A 16,995-nucleotide genomic window follows, 5' to 3' on the forward strand; every position below is an offset into this window, starting at 1 on the left:
TAAATTTTTTTACGGATGGACGGGAAATTATGGTATGAAGCCGGCTGCAAGCTGGGAGAAAGTCCCATGTGGCACGCCGGAAGGAAAAGTTTTTTCTGGGTAGACATAGAAGGAAAGGCTTTGTACGAAAGGGATATGCAGGGCACGGTACGCCGGCATACGTTTGAACAAAGGGTATCCATGGTGGCGCCAGGCAGGGGAGAGGAGGTGATATTGGGGCTGCAGGGAGGCGTAGCGCGTTTCCATCTTGCAACAGGCGTGCTGGAATGGGTCACCACGTTCAACATGGCGTGGGATACCATCCGTTGTAACGACGGGCGGGCAGACCAGGAAGGGCGCCTCTGGATAGGCACCATGCCCATGCAGGGCCATGAAGGCGCAGGCAATTTGTATTGTGTGGAAGCCGGCGGGCAATACTGCGTGCAGCAAACCGGCGTAGCTATATCCAACGGTATGGCGTGGACGGCAGACAATCGTTACTTCTATTATACAGACAGCGCCACGCGTGAAATATGGCGCTATGCCAGTCACAACGGCCGCATCAGCGGGCGGCAAACGGTGATCACCATACCGCCGCACCTGGGCTTGCCGGACGGTATGGCCATTGATGCCGCGGGCATGTTGTGGATTGCGCTGTACGGCGGCTCCGGCGTTGGCTGCTGGGACCCGCACAGCGGAAAAATGATCGACTTCATTTCCCTGCCGGTGCCTAACGTTACCGCCTGCGCCTTTGCCGGTGACAGCCTTGATCAGTTGGTGATCACCACCGCCGCTGGAGAAGGCGGCGGCCATCTGTACATGGCTGTGCCCGGCGTAAAAGGTGTGTTGCCGCATGTGTGCTTGCTGTAATTAAGCAGGCTCCCCTCGCTTTTTTTCGATAAATTTGATGTTCAACTCATATGATATGGCAGGAACATTCTCAAAAATCAAAGGCGCAATTCAGCTGCTGAAAACAATAGATTTTGACAAGCTGGGCAAACTGTCCGAAAAGGTAGACCTTCAGAAAGTGATGGACGGGTTTTCCAAACTGGATGACAACCAGTTGAAAGGCCTGATGAAAATGCTGAACAGCGGCGGCGGGAAAAAGAAGGAGCTGCCGCAGATCAACGGAGATTTCTATGAGCTGCATCTGCGCCTGAGTGAAGAAGAACGTGCTATACAATTGAAGGTGCGCGAGTTTATGGAGCGGGAAGTGCAGCCCATTGTGAACCATTACTGGCTGCGCGATGAATTTCCTTTTGAGCTGATACCCAAGTTTGCGGAACTGGGCCTTTGCGGCGTAACATATAAGGGCTACGGCTGCCCCGGCCTGCCGTTTCTGATGGAAGGCATTATTGCCATGGAAATAGCGCGGGTAGACAGCTCCATTGCTACTTTCTTCGGCGTGCAGAGCGGCCTGGCCATGGGCTCCATCTATATGTGCGGGTCCGAAGCGCAAAAGCAGGAGTGGCTGCCGCAAATGCACGAGTTCAGGAAGATCGGCGCCTTTGGCCTGACAGAACCGGAGGTAGGCTCCGGCGCCGCCGGCGGCCTTACCACTACGGCTAAACGAACAGAAAGCGGCTGGGTGCTCAACGGCCAGAAAAAATGGATCGGCAATGCGCCCTTTGCAGACGTTACCATCATATGGGCCAGAGACCTGGATGACGGGGAGGTGAAAGGCTTCCTGGTACGGAAAGACACGCCGGGCTTTGAGGTGGAAAAAATAAAAGGCAAGATGGCGCTGCGTATTGTACAGAACGGCCTCATTACCATGAAAGACTGCGTAGTGCCGGAAAGCGACCGGCTGGAGCATGCCAACTCTTTTAAAGATACCGCGAAGGTACTGCAAATGACCCGCGCCGGCGTGGCCTGGATGGCGGTAGGCTGCGCCCGCGGTGCGTATGAGAACGCGCTGGACTATACCCGTAAACGCAAACAGTTCGGCAAGCCTATAGCGGCCTTTCAGCTGATACAGAACCACCTGGTGGAAATGCTCTCCAACCTCACCGCCATGCAGTCTATGGTATACCGCTTGTCCGAGCTGCAAGACCAGGGCCTGCTGAAAGACGAGCACGCCTCCCTGGCAAAAGTGTTCTGCAGCCTGCGTACGCGTGATATTGTCAGCAAATCCCGTGAGGTGATGGGCGGCAACGGTATCCTGCTTGACCATAATGTGGCGCGTTTTGTAGCAGACGCGGAAGCTATTTATTCTTACGAAGGCACCAAGGAGATCAACTCCCTCATTGTAGGAAGGGCCATTACAGGATTCAGCGCATTTGTGTAAACAATAAAAATAAAAAAAGGCGCTTCCGGGTAAAACGGAAGCGCCTTTTTTATTGATAACCGGCTATGTTACTGTTTCACCATCACCGTCCAGCAAATGGCGAGGCCGGGGTTATGGTTATCATTGGTGGCATGGCTCTGGGATATTTTGTCATATTGCCCGGTGGCAGGGTTTTCCACTACTGCAACGGTAGCGCCTCCACCGTTCATGTACACCGCCCCGGCGGCGCCTACTCCCTTCATGATCTCTGCGATCTCAACCGGTGAAAACCCGTTGGAAAGAGACAGTTTTCTGCCGTCCCCTACAAAAAGATAAACCTTGTTGCGGTCAGAGTAGCCAATGGCCGTACGGGGTTCACGGGCTGCGGTTACCACCACCACTTCTCCGTCTTTCAGGATCACCCTTCCGCCCAGCGCTTCCTGGAGGTTGTTTTTGCTGGCGTCAAACTCGGCTTTACGGCCCAGCACAAATCCCGCGTTATTTTTCAGGATGCCAAAAAACTCATCAGCAGGAGCATAAAAGTCGTCTTTCAGCACGGCGCCGTTCCTTACAAAAGGCCCGTTGGGGATGTAAGTTACCGGCGCAGGCGTGGTAACGTAGAAGTCTCCCGTGGTGGCGGCCAGCACCCGCCAGCCTGTTCCTTCATAAGCCGCATTTTTGGCGGCGGCCATATTGGCAAGGGTATGAATGGCCGTGATGGGAGGCGGGGCGTTGTTGGGGGTGCCGCCTTCCAGTTTTACGCCAGGATTGTTGAGATCAATCTCGAACATGTTGAAAGACGTAACAAGCCCGGCGCTATTGATATACTGTGCGGCAGCGCGCTTCACGCCGGGCGCTATTTCCGTTTCGCTGCTGGCAATAACAGACCTTACCAGGGTGGTATTCAGCACAATGCGGTCCATCATGGGCGGCTCTACGTAGGCTTCCTGTATGTCATCCTGCATTCTTATGCTCAGGCATGCTGCGTCGTTCCTCCAGGTGAGTACGCCGGTCAGCACATCGGCTTTTGCGGGCATGGTGATGTCAACGTTGCCCGGCACAAATACCAGCGTGGCGCCGGTATTGTCAGCAGCCTCATAAAGTTTGCCGTCCGCTTCGTCACTAACATGCCGGAGGCTCACATTGGAAACGCTCACCAGTGATGAAGCGTATTTCCCCCAGTCTGGCAGCAGCGCAGATACGGGGAGGGAAATGGAAGGCGCGGAGGCAGGCTCCATCTGCTCAACGCCGCTCACGTCAGCAATAAAAAATGCTTCACGCTGTTTTGACAGCGTGCTTCCGCCTATTACTACCTTTGTACGCTGCCCGATGGCCAGCTGTGCGCCCTGTGCATACAATACCCTGACGCCGAGGCCTGTTTTTTCCTGCAGGTAAAAGGCATTGTTTTCAGTGCCTACAACAATACCTTCGGTATAGAAGGCCGGGGAAAGCTTGGTGGGCGCCTCTTTGTAAATGCTCATCAGTTCCTCCAGCGTTACCTTTTTGGTAAAAGGAGCAGGGTTTTGCTCCCGCTGCTCGAAGCCATGCTTGCTGCATCCCGCCGTCAGAACGGCCAGTGCGCAAAGCAGTTGCTTTATATAAGAGATCTTCATTGTTATCCGGTTTATGTCTTTAAAGTGGTTTGCTTTTTTTTCTGCCATGGGCTCATCAGGTAGGTTACCAGCGTATTGTCTGCTGTCAGCTCAACCACCCTGAACTGCCGGTCAAACAGGCCCCAGCTTCCGCCTACGCGGCCATCGAACATAAAAGGGACATTACCCGTTGTTTTGATGCCTTCATCGTTATGGTCATGGCCATTGAACACGGCCCTCACGTTGGGGTACCGGGCCAGCAGTTCCTTAAATTCATTACAGCCTACGTGGTCATAATACGGGTAGATGTGGAGGAAGATGAAAATGTTCTGCGCGTTTTTGTAATGCTCGAGCTTTTGTTCAAACCATGCCAGGTCAGGACATAACTGGGCGCCGGTAATGTTGGACGTGGTGCCCATGAGTATGGCTTGGTCTTTTATCACCACATCGTGGTTGAAGGAGATGCCCCAGGTATCACGCCAAACCTGCTCCGTTACCCGGTCGTGATTGCCTTGTGTTACGTACAGGCGCGGGTGTATTGTTTTCAGCAAGCTGGCCGCGGGGGCAAGAAAAGCAGGATCGTTGTGGATGATATCCCCGTTCATGACGAAAAATTCGCTGGGGGTATTGGCATTAAATTCCCGGAAACCTTCCAGGAGGTTATTGAAGTGTTTGATGTAATCTGTGTTGGGCTCGCCATAATGCCAGTCTGATGCAACAGAAAAGCGGAATTTCACAGGTGAGGGAACAACATCAGGCGCTGAATTGCCTTTTTTGCCGCAGGCGCTCAGGATGATGACGGAGCCAAGTTGTTTGATAAATAATCTTCTTTGCATGATGACCGGTTTATCAGTTATAGTCTGGGTTCTGAACAAGGGCCGCATTGCGGTTAATTTCCGTTTGCATGATGGGAAAGAGGTCGTAATGGCGGCGGTACACCCTCCTTTCCAGGAAGAAGCGCTCAAATTGATAGCCGCCGGAGGTGCTGCGGGTCACCATCATGCCGTAAGCGTCAGGCATTACCTCCAGGCCAATGCGCCAGCGCTTGATGTCAAAGAAACGGTGGCCTTCAAAGGCCAGCTCTATCTTCCTTTCATGCCTGATCCGCTCGCGCATCTGCTCTTTAGACAAACCGGCGGGCAGCGGCGGCATGTTCACGCCTGGCCGTGACCTGATGGCGTTCACGGCGTTGTACACATCCTGGCTGGGCTGCTCCAGGCTTTCATTCAGGGCTTCCGCATAGTTGAGCAGTACTTCCGCGTACCTGAAATAGATCCAGTAGTTGTTGCCGTTTCTTACACTGGGCGTGCGGTTGGCGGTTTCATCTACCGTTTTGGCAAGGTAATAGCCGGTAGGCGTATTGTTGAACCCGCCGTTGATGCCATCACTGGGTGCGCCAAAATAGGTATACACAGTGGTGCCGTGCCAGCTGGCGCCGTTGTAAAGGATAGACATGTAAAAACGCGGGTCGCGGTTTACGTAGGGATTGGCCGGGTTGTAGCCTGATGCGGGATTGATAGCGGGAGCCAGGCCTGTTTGCCCTTTCAGGAAAGGTTGCTGGCCGTTGCTCATTTCATATTCATCTACCATGTTTTGCAGCGGGGCTACGCCCACCTGTCCGCCCAGAGATGGAATGAAGGTTTGCAGCGTATAGTCTGTATAGTTGACCGTGTGCTGGAAAATGATCTCTTTGGATACCCTTGTGTGGAACAGCAGCTTGTAATTGTTATGCAGCTCATAAAACTGCATGGCCATGATGTCTTTGGCGGCGGCTGCGGCCCGTTCCCACTTTGCCGCGGCGCCGGAAGGGTTGTGAAGCGGGCTGGCGGCATACAGCAGCACGCGGGCTTTCAGGGCCATGGCCGCCCCCTTGGTGGCGCGGCCGAGGTGATTGCTGGTGTATTCCGTGCCCAGCAGCTCCGTAGCGGCATCACATTCTTTCACAATAAATTCTACTACTTCTTCCGCCGTGTTGCGGGGTATCTGCATGTTCTCCGTAACGTCAAGCGGCTGCTCAATGATGGGAACTCCGCCCCAGCGCCTGAACAGGTCTGCATAAAAAAAGGCGCGCAGGAAATGCGCTTCACCGGTCATCCGCGGCTTGTCTTTCTCCTGTTCTGCATTCAGCACGGGAATTTTATGGGCGTTGGCCAGGAAGATGTTGACGGAGCGGATGGCCTGGTAAGTGGCCGTCCAGTTATTATAGGGATTGCCGGCAGGGGAGAACACGCCGTTGTTGATCTGGTTCTCGGCAGAAGTGCCATGCGGGCTCTTGGCTTCGTCTGATGCATTGCAATATTTGGTGGCGTATTCTGAAGGCAGGCGAGAGTATACGTTGGCCAGGAAGCGTTCAGACTGCACGAAGCTGCCAAATACCTGTTCCAGTGTTTGCCCGCCTGACTCAGCCTTGTCAAGATAATCATCTACCTTTTTACAGGAGGTGACGGCAAGACAGGTTGCTATGAAATATATGCACTGAAGTAAATGTATCCTTTTCATGTCTTTTGATTAAAAGTTGGCAGAGACGCCTAAATTGAAAACTTTTACCTGCGGGTAGCTCCAGTAGCGGCCGCCGGACGCTTCGGGGTCAAAGTCACCTTCTGTGGCATCTATGGTGAAGAGGTTCAGGCCGCTTCCGTAAATGCGTACGGACGAGAAGCCGGTTTTCTTTGATATTTTCAGCTGGCGGAAGGTATAGCCCAGCTCCAGGTTCTTCAGCCGCAGGTAGTCTGCCTTGCGCAGGAAGAAGGTAGACTTCCGGTGGTTGTTGTCGTTGAAGCCCGTGTGCAGCACCGGGTAGGTAGCCGTGGCAGCCGTTGCCGGCGTCCAGCGGCCCAGGTGTATGTCCATCACCTTCCCGCCGTTGTAAAACTCGTAAGCCGTTTCCAGCTCCCGCACATAAGAGAAGCCGGCGCCGCCCTGCAGCAGGAAGCTGAAATCCCAGTTCCGGAAGTTCAGGCCGCCGGAGAAGCCGTACATCAGCTCAGGGATAGTGCTTTTCCCGATGGGCGCCTGGTCATTATTGTCAATAATGCCGTCGCCATTCACGTCATAGTATTTGAGGTCTCCCGGTATTACCTTGCCGAACGTTTGTTCCCGGCTGTTGATCACATCTTCCTTGTCTTTAAAGAAACCGATGGCTATCAGGCCAAACTCCTGGCCTATAGGGCGGCCTGTTCTGAAAAGGTTAGGGTAGGCCTGCGTTTCTTCGTCCATTTCCAGGATCTTGTTGCGGGCAAAAGACGTATTGGCGGTAAGGAAGTAGGAAATGCCCCTGACGCGGTTGCGGTGCGTTACTTCTATTTCAAACCCTTTATTTTCCGTGGTGCCGAAGTTGGCGGGCGGCAGGTCTGCGGAAGGGATACCGCTCATGTAGGGAATGCTTTGCGGCAATACCAGCATGTCTTTCCGCTTTTCATAGAATACGTCTGCGGTGATGCCCAGCAGGCTGTTGCGGAACAGTTTCAGCTCAATGCCCGCATTGGAGCGTTGCGCTGTTTCCCAGGTAACGAGCGGGTTGGCCAGCGCGCCTTCTTTAACACCGGGAATATTGGCCAGCTGCTCGCCAAAGCTGTAGCCGGTGCCCGTTTGGTATTCTTCAATGAACAGCCAGCGGCGGTTAGATACCGTCAGCTGGTCATTGCCCGTAAGGCCGAAAGAGCCGCGGAGCTTCAGCAAGTCTATCACGGGTTTGCCTGCAACGGCCACCCAGCCTGCAGATACGGCGGGGAAGAAACCGTACCGGTTGCTTCTCGCAAAGTTGTCCGTTCCGTTGTAGCCCGCGTTAAATTCTGCAAAATAGCGGTTGTTGTAGTTATACGCTACTCTTGCCACCAAACCCTGGGAAACATAGGGTATTTCACCGCCTCTTACCTGCTGCTGGCGGTTGGCAAGCAGCATGCCTATGAAGGAGTGCCTGCCGAAAGAACGCTGGTAGTTAAGGCTGAGGTCTATCCAGGTATCCCGGTTCTGGTTAAAGGTAGAATTAGGAGCGCTCAGCGGAAGGTCCTGGTCACGGTAGGTATAGTTGGTGGGGTCATTATAATCACCGGTACCATTGTATACGGCCTTGCGTACGTCCATAGTGCGGGAAAAATTGTTCTTGAAATACCCGTCAAAAGAGAAATTGGCTTTGATGGACAGCCCTTCGGTAATGAAATCGAGCTTCCGTATGGCAGAGGCCATGCCTGACAAAGACGAGTTGAACTCCTGCGTAAAACCGGAGTTGTTGATCCTGGCCAGCGGGTTGCCGTAACCTGTTGCGTGTATGCCCCAGAAACCGGTAGGGTACCTTACCGGGAAGGCGTTGGGCGGTATGCGAGACAGCAGGCTGCCAAACATATTGCCTGCTGAAACGTTGGGGTAGTTGCGGTCTTCAATAGAGCCGTAGAGGTTGAGGGCCACGGAGAAGTCCTTGTCAAAGTCAATATCTACATTGCTGCGGAAGTTGTAGCGCTTCAATTCGAAATTGGGGTTGTACAGGTCGTTCTTTTGTGTTTTATACAAGCCGTCCTGGTACATGTATCCCATATTTACAAAGTACCGTACCATTTTTCCGCCGCCGCTCAGGTTGAGGTTTGTCTGGGAGGAAAGCGAGTTCTTCACTACCTCGTCTATCCAGTCAACGTCAGGGTATTTCAGCGGGTCTGAGCCGGTACGGTATGCTTCCAGCGCTTCTTCAGAGTAGGGCATTTGTGTACCGCCGGGGTTATCATTCAGGTAGGCTTCATTGTACAACCGGGCAAAATCATATGAGCCGAGGAAGCGGGGCATGCGGGTAGGGACCTGCATGGCAGACTGTGTGCGGAAGGTCATCACCGGCTTGCCTTCTTTTCCACGGCGCGTGGTCACGATCACCACGCCGTTGGCGCCTTTTACGCCATATAACGCGGTGGCCGAAGCGTCTTTGAGAATGGTGATGTTCTCAATCTCGTTAGGGTCAAGCGTGGTGATGGCGGAGTAGTCTTTCTGAACGCCGTCTATGGTCACCAACGGGGCGGTACTGTTCAGGGTGGCCCTGCCACGGATGAAGAGATCGGATTTGTCACGGCCCGGCTCGCCGGAGCGCTGTACAGTGAAAAGCCCCGGCAGGCGGCCTGCCAGTGCGTTGGTGATGTTTGACACCGGGCTTTGCATCAGCTCTTTATTGGAAATGGATGAAATGGCGCCTGTTTGGGCGATTTTTTTCTGGGTTTGCCCAAACCCCAGTACTACCACTTCGCCCATCAGCCTGGAATCTTCCTGCAGCTTGATCTCCATGGCAGCGCCGGCATCTTTCACGGCAATTTCCCGCGAGAGGAAGCCCATGAATGTAATCACAAGTATATCATCCGGGGAGGCGTCAATGGAAAAACGGCCGTTCTCGTCTGTAATGGCGGAACGGGAGGTGCCCTTTACGGAAATGGAAGCTCCCGGCAGCGGGCTTCCCGAAGCATCCGTTACCCGGCCTTTCAGGGGCGGCAATATTACCGGCTGCTGCGGGGCGGTACGGTTTTTTTTCGCTTTGATGACCACGGCAACATCGCTGATCTCGTAGTCTACCGGCTGATCTTTCATGACCAGGGCCAGAAACTGGTTCAACGGCATGTTTTTCACTGCCACGCTCACCGGCCTGGTATCTTTCAGCAGCTCGATATTGTAAAAGAATACCACGCCGGCCTGTGCTTCCATGGCGGCAAAGACTTTCTTCAAAGGCAGGTCTTTTCCTGACAAGGTGATGGATTGTGCTTTGCTGCTTGCATAAACCTGCATAAAAGCAGCCGTCAGAAGGAGCATCATGAATTTCATCAACAGCAATTTTTTTAGCATGCGCCCGTGAAAGCCCTTCGGTCGGGGCTTGGGAATGGCATGCGGCGGCTCGCCGGGGAATGCCGTCCCCCGGGCACAAAGACGTTTTTTTGACATAACTTTGTACTGGTTTGGTTAATAATGTTTGTTTCTACAGGAATAATAACGGCAATGACCAGACATGTCCGCCGCGGTGTAGGAGCCGTGGCGGTTTCTTTTATTGACACTACGTTATTGCAGGAATTGATCAGGGCAGTACCACCAGCCGCCTCCCTTCTTCGAGGCGGAAGCGTACGCCGGAAACTTCCAGTACTCTCAGTACTTCAGACAGTTTTGCCCCCATTTTCATTTTACCGCCGAAGCGGACAGGCCGCACTCCGTTTTCATACACCACATCTATATCATACCACCTGGAGAGCTGCCGCATAACCGTTTCAAGGTCTGCCTGCTCGAAGTTGAACAGGTTCTTCCGCCAGGCAACGGCCTGCAGCGTATCTACGGTATTTATTTTTGTACCGCCGTCTGTTTTTGACAGGGAAGATTGCTGCCCCGGCCTTAGAATATTGACCGCGGCTTTGCTCCGCACTTTTACACTGCCTTCAAGCAGGGTGGTGCGGATGAATTTTTCGTCAGTATAGGCGTTGACGTTGAAGTGTGTACCCAGCACTTCTATTTCAGACATTCCGTCTGCTATTACTTTAAAGGGATGTTGCCTGTCATGCGCCACTTCAAAATAAACTTCCCCGCTGACCTCCACCATTCTTTCTCCGGCCCCGCGGAAGGAAACGGGAAAACGGATGGTGCTGGCCGCATTCAGCCAGGCACGCGTGCCATCGGGCAGCGTGATGGAGAAGCGCCGGCCGCGCGGTGTTGTAACCGTATTGTAGGTTTTGCCGGCTGGCTGGCCCGCGTCATGTTCCGCATAGGCCAGGCTTCCACCCTGGAGCAGCACCCGTACGCCCTGCTGCTGCGCCAGCATCTGGTCTCCCAGGCTGTCCAGCGCTACTTTACGCCCGTCTCCCAAGGTGAGCACCGCCCCTTCATGGCCTGGCGGAATATCTGCCGGGGAAAGCACCTGGCCGGCAACAGGCCTGGCTGCATCCCTGCCGGTATTTTGCCAGAGGTATGCTCCCGCCAGCAGCAACACTGCAACGGAAGCGGCTGCCACCCAGCGGTAAGGGGGCTTCCGGCGGGGGAGCGGGTGAACGGCAGCCTCCCTGTTTTCCTGCAGCATGGCGTTGAGCTGCGCCCATACCCTGCGGCTCCTGTCTGTGGCGGCAAGGTCATCCGCCGTATGGTGATGCAGGTCTGCCAGCAGCTCCTGCCCCAGCAGCGGCTCAAACTCCGGCAGGCGGGCATGCTCAAGGAATTGCTGCAATTCCTCTGCCGTGAGGCGCTGTTGTTTATAGCCTTCCAGCAGGCGTTTGAACTCTTTTTCGGTCATGTGGTAAACAGGTTCTACGGCAATAAGACGTACAAGTTTGGGATCAGGAGGACAGGGGCAGAAAAAAAAGTCAGCAGGGGGCAAGGCAGCGGAACAGGGTGCCGGCCAGCAGGAACATTACATCGGCATGCTCCGCCAGGTAGGAGCGGATAGAGCGGAGGGCCCTGGAGATATGCTCCTTTACCGTAGTGCGCGCAATGCCCATTTTAAGCGCAATTTCATCATAGGTTAAACCGGCTTCGCGGTTGAGCAGGAAGGATTCCCGTTGTTGCGGGGAAAGCCGCATCATGGCTTTTTTCCATAGCTCTTCCTTTTGGCGCAGCAGCAGCAGATGTTCCGGGGTATTCCGTTCTTCATCAAAGATATCTTTCAGGTACTGCTGGTACCCCGCTTCTGCAGAGCGTTTCCGGAAACGGTCAAGAAATTCGTTGCGGGCCGCCATAAACATCCAGCCCAGGGGCTTTTCAATGGCTGGCATCATGCTCCGTTTTTCCCAGAGTTTTACAAATACGGACTGTACAATGTCTTCCGCATCGTCAGGCACTTTTGTATAACGGAGCATGGCGGCATAAAGCGTGTTGAAGTAACGGTGAAACAGCCTGCTGAACGCTGCTTCGTTGCCCTCAGCAATAAGATGGAATAGCTCTTTGTCTGTATGTACTTCACCAGTTGACAACACCAAGTAATTTCGAGAATGCAAAAAAAAGAAAATAATCCTACCCGGCTGATTAATTAATTATGAAATAAACATCAGGCTGGTTAATTTACTGGAAATTGGTTGACAGATACACTGCTGTGTTCGGGCAAAATACAAAAAAAGCAATAAAGTGCTTTCAGGGAGGTGCGTTAGATGGCAGGCTTTTGTTTTCCACAGGGAAATTTTACATTTACAAAATATTCATTCACCACATCAGCCATCCACGCATGAAAGCTCCACGTTTCATTTTCATTGCCATCCTTCTGCTCTGTTCTGTTACCGCGTTCCCGCAACACCAGCTGCCAGACTGGGCCCTGGGCGGTTTTGTGCGCCCGTCCGGCCTCAACCCCGTGCTCTTGCCGGATACCGCCAGCTATTTCTATTGCCCGATGCAAAAAGCCAACGTAGCATGGGAATCCAACGATACTTTCAATCCCGCCGCGGCGGTCAAAAAAAATAAAGTAGTGGTGCTGTACCGCGCGGAAGACAAGTCAGGCGTTGGCATTGGCAAGCGCACTTCCCGCATAGGGTATGCAGAAAGCGCGGACGGGCTGCATTTCACCCGGAACAAAAAGCCGGTGCTATACCCCGGTAACGACGGTCAGCAGGCCTATGAATACCCCGGTGGTTGTGAAGACCCGCGGGTGGCCGTTACCCCAGACGGTACCTACGTGATGTTCTACACCCAGTGGAACCGGGATGTGGCGCGTATTGGCGTAGCCACTTCCAAAGACCTGCTGCACTGGCAGAAACACGGGCCGGTGTTCGCAAAGGCATATGGCGGCAAATTCCTCAACAAGTGGAGCAAATCCGCCTCTATTGTAACTAAAATAGAGAATGGCCGGCAGGTGATCACCAAAGTGAACGGCCGGTATTTTATGTATTGGGGAGAAGAAAGCGTGTTCGGCGCCGTGTCTGACGACCTCCGCAACTGGCAGCCCGTGCTGAATGATACCGGCGGCCTGAAACCTTTTATCAGCCCGCGTCGGGGATTTTTTGACAGCGATCTTACAGAGTGCGGTCCGCCCGCAGTGGTGACAGACAAGGGCATCCTGCTGCTCTACAACGGTAAAAACAAGCGCGGAGATGGCGGAGACCGCCGCTTCAACGGCAACGCCTACTGCGCCGGCCAGGTGCTGTTTGACAAGAAAGACCCTACCAGGCCCATTGCCCGGCTGGATGAACCTTTCCTGCGGCCTATGGAGCCGTTTGAAAAGAGCGGGCAATATGTAGACGGTACGGTGTTCATAGAAGGCCTGGTATACTTTAAAAAGAAATGGTTCCTCTACTATGGCTGCGCAGACTCCAGGGTGGCCGTAGCCGTATATGACCCCGCTGTGAAAACGCCGGCAGACCCCGTTCCGCCGCGGCCGGAGCGGAAAGAAAAAGAAGAGTTTAATTACGATGAATCCAAAGTTGGCCGCTACCAGCTGCCGGAAATACTGCAACAGGCCAATGGCAGAAAGGTAACCAGCAAGGCCGCATGGGAGAGCGGCCGGCGGCAGGAAGTGCTGCAGCTTTTCCGGGAACACGTATATGGCGCCTTCCCGGGCGCCCCGGCCGGCATGCATTACAGTACCTTGACTGTAGATTCCGCCGCTTTGGGCGGCCGCGCCATTGCCCGGCAGATCAGGATCTTTTTTGGCCCCGGAAACCAGGCGCCGTTTATGGATATGCTCCTGTACGTTCCCCGCAACGCCACCGGGCCGGTACCTGTTTTTACAGGGCTGAACTTTAAAGCCAACCACAGTGTGAATGCAGATACAACCATTGCCATTACCCGTAGCTGGATGTCAAAACCCTCCAGCCGTGCTGAACAGGCCAGCCGCTGGGAGGCAGAAAAAATAATAGAGAAGGGGTACGCCCTGGCCACCGCCTATTACGGAGACCTCGAGCCGGACCATGCGGAAGGCTGGAAAACCGGCATCCGCACTACGCTGCAGGAAAGCCTGCAAACCCCGGCAAGCAGTTGGGGCGCCATAGGGGCCTGGGCCTGGGGGCTTTGCAGAATGGCAGATTACCTGCAAGCAGACCCTGCCATCAAACGCAACGGCATCATAGTTACCGGCCACTCCCGCCTGGGCAAGGCCGCCCTTTGGGCCGCAGCTAATGATCAGCGTTTCGCCATGGTTGTTTCCAACAACTCCGGAGAAGGTGGCGCCGCCCTTAGCCGCCGCTGGTTTGGAGAAACGGTGGAAAGGATCAACACCAGCTTCCCGCATTGGTTCGTTGCGAAATATAAAACCTACAATGGCCGGCCGGATGGCATGCCTACAGACCAGCATATGCTGCTGGCACTGATGGCGCCGCGGCCGCTATATGTGGCCAGCGCTACGGAAGACCTCTGGGCAGACCCCAAAGGTGAATTCCTGTCCGCCCAGTACGCCAGCTCTGTCTATGGCCTCTATGGCTTCAAGGGACTGACATCTGTTACCATGCCCGGGCCAGACAGCCCGGTAGGAGAAATTGTACACTACCACCTCCGCACCGGCAAACATGATATTACCTGGTACGACTGGGAGCAGTACATTCAGCTGGCAGACCGCTACGTAAAATAATTTGCCGCCTTTTTGCTTCGCCCACCTTCATCTTTTCTTGTAACCGGCTAAATCGATTTTTAACCGGGCAGCCCTTTGCCTTCAAAATTAATACAGCGCCCTGCAACCTTTTTTTTTACCGGCCGTCTTTATTGAATAGGGGCGAACGAAAGGAATAACCTAGCTTTAATATGCCGGTGGTTTATTGCCCCGAAAACCGGTATACATTCAAGCCTTGCTATATGAATAAACTTGTCTTATTGAGTGTATTGTTGTTTGCATCCCTCAAATTGTTAGCCCAGGAAGCGCAAACAGGCAGGATAGCCATCAGGATAACAGATGCGTCCGGCAAGCCCCTCCCTTATGCCAGCGTAGCCGTACGTGCCGCGGCAGATTCAGCTTTGATAAAAGGCCAGATGAGTGATGAGGACGGCAAATGCCTGTTCGAAAAAATGAAAACCGGCAAGTATTATATAGAGGCCTCCCAAATGGGATATACTAGCGTGCGCAGCGCCGCCTTCCAGCTAACGGAAGCCGGCAAAACGGTAACCGTTCCCGCCCTGGCCCTGCCCACCGCGCCGAAGAACCTGAAAGGGGTGGAAGTGACCGCACAAAAACCTTATGTGGAAAGGGCCGAAGGCAAAACCATCCTGAACGTGGAAAGCAGCGTAACAGCAGCCGGCAACACCGTGCTCGACCTGCTGCGCCGGGCGCCGGGAGTAACGGTAGACAAGGATGATAACCTGATACTGAAAGGTAAACAAGGTGTTACGGTCATGATAGACGGTAAGCTCACCTACCTTTCCAATGAAGCGCTGGCAGAACTGCTCAAGAGCATGACGGCAGAATCTGTAGCGCAGATAGAGATCATTACCAGTCCGGGCGCCAAGTATGATGCAGCCGGCACATCCGGTATCATCAACATCAAAACAAAAAAAGGCCAGCTTACCGGTTTCAACGGCAGCATCAATACCAGCATAGGCGCAGGCAAATATGTGTTCGGCAATGGCGGCGCCAACCTCAACTGGCGCACCAAAAAGTTCAACTGGTTTGCCAACCTGAACGCCGGCGAATGGAACGGCTTCAATACCCGCCTGCTCATCAGGAGAACGGGCGGCGCCATCCCACTGAATTTCCAGCAGGATGTGTACCAGACCAGCCGTTTCCTGAACAGGTCTATGAAAACCGGGTTTGATTATTTCATCACTCCCAAACATACGGTGGGCATTATGGTTACCGGCTATACCAACGCCTTCTGGCGCAATGCGCCCAGTGCCACGCAGGTGGCCAACCAGGGCGGGGTTACAGACTCCATCCTCCATACGGGGCTGCAGGGTAATAACCGCTTCCGCAACATTTCCTATAATCTCAACTACAAGTGGAAGATAGACACCAGCGGCTCCGAACTGACAATGGACGCAGATTATGCCAAATTCTACAACCGCATGAACACCTACCTGGCAGACAGTATGGTGAACGCGCACAGCGGCGCCACTATGAAACGCAGCGGCATCCGCACGCTTCCCTATACCAATATTTCTATCAAAAGCTTCAAGGCAGACCTGGTGCGTGTGCTGGACAAAACCTCCAAAATAGAGGCCGGCGCCAAAACCAGCTTTGTAAGTACAGAAAACAACATGCGCTTTGACTCGCTGGAAAACGGTTCGTTTGTACCGGTCTTGTCGCAATATGACCAGTTTGTATACAAGGAAAATGTACTGGCTGCCTATCTCACCTACAGGAAACAGATCAATAAAACAGACTTCGTGCTAGGCCTGCGCCTGGAGCAGACCACTTCAGACGGTAATTCCATTTCCCTGAAAAGCCGCATCAAAAGAACATACCTCGATTATTTTCCGAACGTTTCCGTAGATCACAAGTTTTCAGACAATCATAAACTTGGTTTGGCTTTCAGCCGCCGCATCAACCGCCCCGGTTACGGGCAGCTGAATCCCTTTATGTTTTTCCTCGACAAGTTCACGTACTTTAGGGGTAACTCTTTCCTCACGCCTGCCTATACTCAGAACACTGAGCTGACCTATATGTTCAAGCAGAAATATATTGCGGTGCTGGGCTACAGCAGAAGTACAGACGTGATCAACGAATTCCTGATGGTGAATAACGAAACCAAAGTAACCATCAGCACCAATAAAAACATTGGGGAACAAATCATGTATTCCCTTAACCTCACCCTGCCGTTTGACCCGGTAAAGTGGTGGAATTCCAATAACAACGCGTCATTGTACTTCAACCAGTACCGCATCAGGGATTCCGCGCTGGCGTTCAACAACGAGCAGTTTTCGAGTAACTTTAACTCCACCAACACTTTCATGCTGCCCAAAGACTATAAGCTGGAGCTAAGCGGCTGGTTTGAGTCTCCCAACGTATACGGCATTTTCCGTGGCCGGTGGATGTGGGGCGTAAGCGCCGGCGCGCAAAAGCAGATACTGAAAAAGAAGGGCACCATCAAAGTGAACGTGAATGATATATTCGCCTCCAACCGCTTCAGGGGGCAGGCAGAGTATGGGGATGTGTTCCTGTACGTCAATAACCGCTGGCAGAACCGCACTGTGAACGTTTCATTCAGCTACCGCTTTGGTAATAACAAGATAGAAGGGGCCAGGGAGCGGCAAACCGGGTCTGCTGATGAGTCCCGCCGGGCAGGGAATTGATGCAAAGGGCGGTAGATATTA

At 53.5% G+C, this 16,995-nt stretch carries 10 protein-coding genes; 4 read left to right on the forward strand and 6 right to left on the reverse strand.

All coding sequences use genetic code 11. The annotated features are described in order from the left end of the window. Nucleotides 1–15 precede the first annotated feature (15 nt). Both ABDW36_RS11415 and ABDW36_RS11420 read left to right on the forward strand, forming a co-directional pair. The gene (locus tag ABDW36_RS11415) at nucleotides 16–849 is read left to right on the forward strand and encodes an SMP-30/gluconolactonase/LRE family protein (protein ID WP_343702027.1); all 834 of its coding nucleotides are present in this window, start codon (nucleotides 16–18) and stop codon (nucleotides 847–849) included. 55 nt (nucleotides 850–904) lie between these two features. Then, nucleotides 905–2,266, forward strand: coding sequence for an acyl-CoA dehydrogenase family protein (locus tag ABDW36_RS11420; RefSeq protein WP_343702028.1), 1,362 nt, complete (start codon nucleotides 905–907; stop codon nucleotides 2,264–2,266). Nucleotides 2,267–2,334: 68 nt separating this feature from the next. Here ABDW36_RS11420 and ABDW36_RS11425 read toward each other — a convergent pair whose 3' ends face one another. The 6 genes from ABDW36_RS11425 to ABDW36_RS11450 form a co-directional block, all read right to left on the reverse strand. Next, nucleotides 2,335–3,858, reverse strand: coding sequence for a phosphodiester glycosidase family protein (locus ABDW36_RS11425; protein WP_343702029.1), 1,524 nt, complete (start codon nucleotides 3,856–3,858; stop codon nucleotides 2,335–2,337). An 11-nt stretch (nucleotides 3,859–3,869) separates the two neighbouring features. After that, entirely contained in the window at nucleotides 3,870–4,673 is an 804-nt protein-coding gene (locus ABDW36_RS11430) for a metallophosphoesterase (protein ID WP_343702030.1), read from the reverse strand. Nucleotides 4,674–4,686: 13 nt separating this feature from the next. Beyond that, on the reverse strand, nucleotides 4,687–6,336 hold the full coding sequence (locus tag ABDW36_RS11435; protein ID WP_343702031.1) for a RagB/SusD family nutrient uptake outer membrane protein: 1,650 nt from the start codon (nucleotides 6,334–6,336) through the stop codon (nucleotides 4,687–4,689). Nucleotides 6,337–6,345: 9 nt separating this feature from the next. Next, entirely contained in the window at nucleotides 6,346–9,624 is a 3,279-nt protein-coding gene (locus ABDW36_RS11440) for a TonB-dependent receptor (RefSeq protein WP_343702032.1), read from the reverse strand. A gap of 247 nt (nucleotides 9,625–9,871) precedes the next feature. Further along, entirely contained in the window at nucleotides 9,872–11,068 is a 1,197-nt protein-coding gene (locus ABDW36_RS11445; RefSeq protein ID WP_343702033.1) for a FecR domain-containing protein, read from the reverse strand. Nucleotides 11,069–11,138: 70 nt separating this feature from the next. Continuing rightward, on the reverse strand, nucleotides 11,139–11,744 hold the full coding sequence (locus ABDW36_RS11450; RefSeq protein WP_343702034.1) for an RNA polymerase sigma-70 factor: 606 nt from the start codon (nucleotides 11,742–11,744) through the stop codon (nucleotides 11,139–11,141). Between the two features lie 248 nt (nucleotides 11,745–11,992). Here ABDW36_RS11450 and ABDW36_RS11455 point away from each other — a divergent pair, with 248 nt between their 5' ends. Both ABDW36_RS11455 and ABDW36_RS11460 read left to right on the forward strand, forming a co-directional pair. Beyond that, a complete protein-coding gene (locus ABDW36_RS11455; protein ID WP_343702035.1) occupies nucleotides 11,993–14,323 on the forward strand; it encodes a hypothetical protein in 2,331 nt (776 codons plus the stop codon). 221 nt (nucleotides 14,324–14,544) lie between these two features. Continuing rightward, complete coding sequence (locus ABDW36_RS11460; RefSeq protein WP_343702036.1) at nucleotides 14,545–16,974, forward strand: outer membrane beta-barrel family protein; 2,430 nt, start codon at nucleotides 14,545–14,547, stop codon at nucleotides 16,972–16,974. The last annotated feature ends 21 nt before the right edge of the window (nucleotides 16,975–16,995 follow it).

It is taken from the genome of Chitinophaga sp. (genome assembly GCF_039596455.1).
In the GTDB taxonomy this organism is placed as follows: Bacteria; Bacteroidota; Bacteroidia; order Chitinophagales; family Chitinophagaceae; genus Chitinophaga.